Below are 3,238 nucleotides of genomic sequence, written 5' to 3'. Positions count from 1 at the left end.
CTCGCTGTCGGGGTGTTCCACGTACAGGTTTCCTGGGGTCGCGCCGTCGCCGGCTGGGTGGTCAGGTCGTGGCCGGTAGGGGCGGTCCGCAGACGCTGGCGAACAGTCGCTTCCAGGCCTGCTGCCAGGGCCAGTTCGTGGGCAGGTGCAGGCGGAGTCGGCGGGCTGAGGACGCTGCCCGGGCGGGCACGGTGACCAGGGTCCGGCGGATGGTGGCGGTGGTCGCTCGGGCCAGCTGGGGGCCGGTCAGCGTGGCGGCGGCACGGGTGAGGTTGAACGCGATAACCGCGAGCACGAGCCAGGCGGCGTTCGCGGCGAACCTGCCGGAAGGCAGGTGCGCCAGGGCAGAGTTCTTCAGGTCTGCGTTGACGTTCTCGATGACCGCGTGAGCGCGGTGGGTCTTGTCCGCCGCGACGGTGTCCAGCACGGCGGGGTCGGTGGTGGTGAAGAACGCGTGGAAGCGCCAGGTGTCGAACAACTGGTCCTGACCATCACCGTTCTTGGGGTTCAGGTCGGGGATGCGGCGCACGACCAGTCGGCCGGGCACGTGACGGGAGCGGGCCTGGGCGGTGAACGCGGTGAAGGGGACCTCGGCGACCTCGGCCCGGGAGATCCACGCCCCGGTGACCTCGTCCTTGATCGCGTCGGTGTACTCGATCGGGGTCCACGCCTGCTCGTCGATGGTGGCGATCGCGGCCCGGATGTTGCTGGTCAGTCGCACGGTGACCGAGACCTGCGCGCCGGCCCGGACGGCGGCGCCGATGGTGGGGTGCCCGAAGAACGCCGAGTCCGCGCGCACCAGCACCGGCCGGTTCGCCTGCGTGCTGCGCATCCTGGCCACGGTCGCCAGGGCCTCGGCGACCAGCCGGTCCGCGCCCCGCGGGGAGCCGACCGAGCCCTTGCGCAGCCGCTGGGCCACGACCACCGGCGCGGCCTGCTCGGTGCTCACGGTCGCCAGCAGCGCGTTCAACCCGCGCACCCGGGTGTAGCCGAACCCGGCGCCCTGCTTGGCGTACCCGTGGACCTCGATGATCGTGTCGTCCACGTCCACCACCGCGTACTCGTCCAGGCCCTTGACCACCGGGGTGGCGTGGGCCAGGTTGGTCAGCACCCGGGAGGCGACGGCATCCAGCTGGCGGACGTGGCCGAAGGTGAACGCCCGCAGGAACGAGCCCAGCGTCGAGGGTGCGTAACAGGCGGAGAAGACCTTCTTCATCGCGCCGTGGCGCAGCAGCGCCATGTCGTCGATGCTGTCCGCCCCGGCGACCATGCCGCCCACCAGCGCACACACCTTCGCTCCCGCGTTGGCGCCCTTGTCGGTGGGCACGCTGAGCCGCTGCTGCGCGAGCTCACCGAGCCCGGCCCGCTCGGCCAGTGCGATCATCGGCACCAAGCCCGCGGCCGACACCAGGTTCGGGTCGTCGAAGAGCGCGGAGTCGGCCGTGAACCTGTGAGAGAGTTTCATCCCAGAGATGCCCTTCCGGGGTGGCAGTTTGGAACCGTCGCAAGTCCCAATCTCCCAGCACGGCAGGGCATCTCCTCGTTACGGCACGCTCACAACCCCCAGGTCACCGGTGGATCGAGGCTAAGCGGGCGCTGTCGCTGGCCGAGCTACCGACCCGGGCTGACGGAAGCGAAACCGAGGTGCTCCTGCGCCACATCCGGGTGCCGCACGTCTCAGGATGTCGGCGGCGGTTGGAGAAACTGAACCATGACACCAAGCCGTCGGTCTGGCCCGAGCGCAGACCTGAGTGGACCTCGAAACACCTCCTCTGCTCCAGACCGGGCTGTCCGTGTGCGCACTAGGGTCAAGTCCAGTGGAGTGGTGTTCGACGGTGATCCCTCGATGGGGTTGATCAGGGCGTCAGTGCGGGAACGGTAGCAGTGATCTCCTCGGGGTCGGTGGTGGTGGGGATCAGGGCGTGTCGGCACCGAGTGAGGGCGTCCAGTCCGATGTAGCGTCGTTGCTCGGTCCAGGCGTCGTGCTGCTCGGCCAGGACGGCTCCGACGAGGCGGGTGAGGGCCTCGCGGTGGGGGAAGATGCCGACGACGTCGGTGCGCCTGCGGATCTCGCGGTTGAGCCGTTCCTGGGGGTTGTTGGACCAGATCTGGCGCCAGACCTCCTTGGGGAAGGTGGTGAAGGCCAGGATGTCGGCCCGGGCGCTCTCGAGGTGTTCGGCGACAGCGGGCAGCTTGTCGGTGAGCGTGTCGATGACGCGGTCGAACTGGGCGTGCACGGCCTCGGCGTCGGGTTGGTCGTACACCGAGTGCAGCAGCGTCTTGACCCACGGCCATGAGGACTTGGGGGTCGCGGACATGAGGTTGGCGGCGTAGTGGGTGCGGCACCGCTGCCACGCGGTCCCGGGCAGGGTGGCACCGATGGCCTCCACGAGGCCGGCGTGGGCGTCGGAGGTGACCAGCCCGACCGGCCCGGCACTGGTGAGGCCGCGGGCGACCAGGTCGCGGAAGAACGCCAGCCAGGAGGCGGTGGTCTCGCCGGTGGCGACCTGTAGGCCCAGGATTTCCCGGTAGCCCTCGGTGTTGACGCCGGTCGCGACCAGGGCGGACACCTTGACCACGCGCCCGCCCTCGCGGACCTTGAGCACCAGGGCGTCGACGGCCACGAAGGTGTAGGGCCCTTCGTCCAGGGGGCGGGTGCGGAAGGACTCCACCTGCTCGTCCAGCTCGGTCGCCATCACCGAGACCTGGGACTTGGACAGGCCGGTGATGCCCAGCGCCGTCACCAGCTTGTCCATGCGCCGGGTGGAGACCCCGAGCAGGTAGCAGGTCGCCACCACCGTGGTCAGCGCGGCCTCGGCCCGCTTACGCCGCTCCAGCAGCCACTCGGGGAAGAACGTCCCCTCGCGCAGCTTGGGGATCGCCACGTCCAGGGTGCCGACGCGAGTGTCCAGGTCCCGGTGCCGGTACCCGTTGCGCCGGTTCGTGCGCTCGGCCGTGCGGGTGCCGTAGTCCGCGCCGCACACGGCATCGGCCTGCGCGGACAGCAGGCTGTTGATAAAGGTTTGCAGCAGGTGACGCATCAGGTCCGGGCTCGCCTGCGCGAGCTCCTCGTGCAGGAACTGCTCAGGGTCGATAATGGGGGAAGCGGTCATCGGTGGTGCTCCTCTTCGAGAGTGCTGTGGAAGGTTCACTCGAAGGATCACACCGGTGGCCGCGCCTACCTGTGCAGGACACGCTCACCGGGTGCCGTCGTACACCACTCTGGTGGACTCCACTG

General features: G+C 69.6%; 2 protein-coding genes. Both read right to left on the bottom strand.

Translation table 11 applies throughout. The features are described from left to right. Window positions 1-61: 61 nt before the first annotated feature. The gene (locus ACTMMA_RS18150; RefSeq protein ID WP_441191052.1) at window positions 62-1,465 is read right to left on the bottom strand and encodes an IS1380 family transposase; all 1,404 of its coding nucleotides are present in this window, start codon (window positions 1,463-1,465) and stop codon (window positions 62-64) included. 391 nt (window positions 1,466-1,856) lie between these two features. After that, window positions 1,857-3,113 (bottom strand): IS256 family transposase, encoded by a 1,257-nt coding sequence (locus ACTMMA_RS18145; protein ID WP_441190474.1) that lies wholly within the window; start codon window positions 3,111-3,113, stop codon window positions 1,857-1,859. Window positions 3,114-3,238: the final 125 nt, after the last annotated feature.

The organism is Ornithinimicrobium panacihumi (assembly GCF_052073805.1).
GTDB classification, from domain to species: Bacteria; Actinomycetota; Actinomycetes; order Actinomycetales; family Dermatophilaceae; genus Ornithinicoccus; species Ornithinicoccus panacihumi.
Note: the sequence above shows the minus strand (reverse complement) of the source record. Positions and strands in the feature narration are given on the sequence as shown.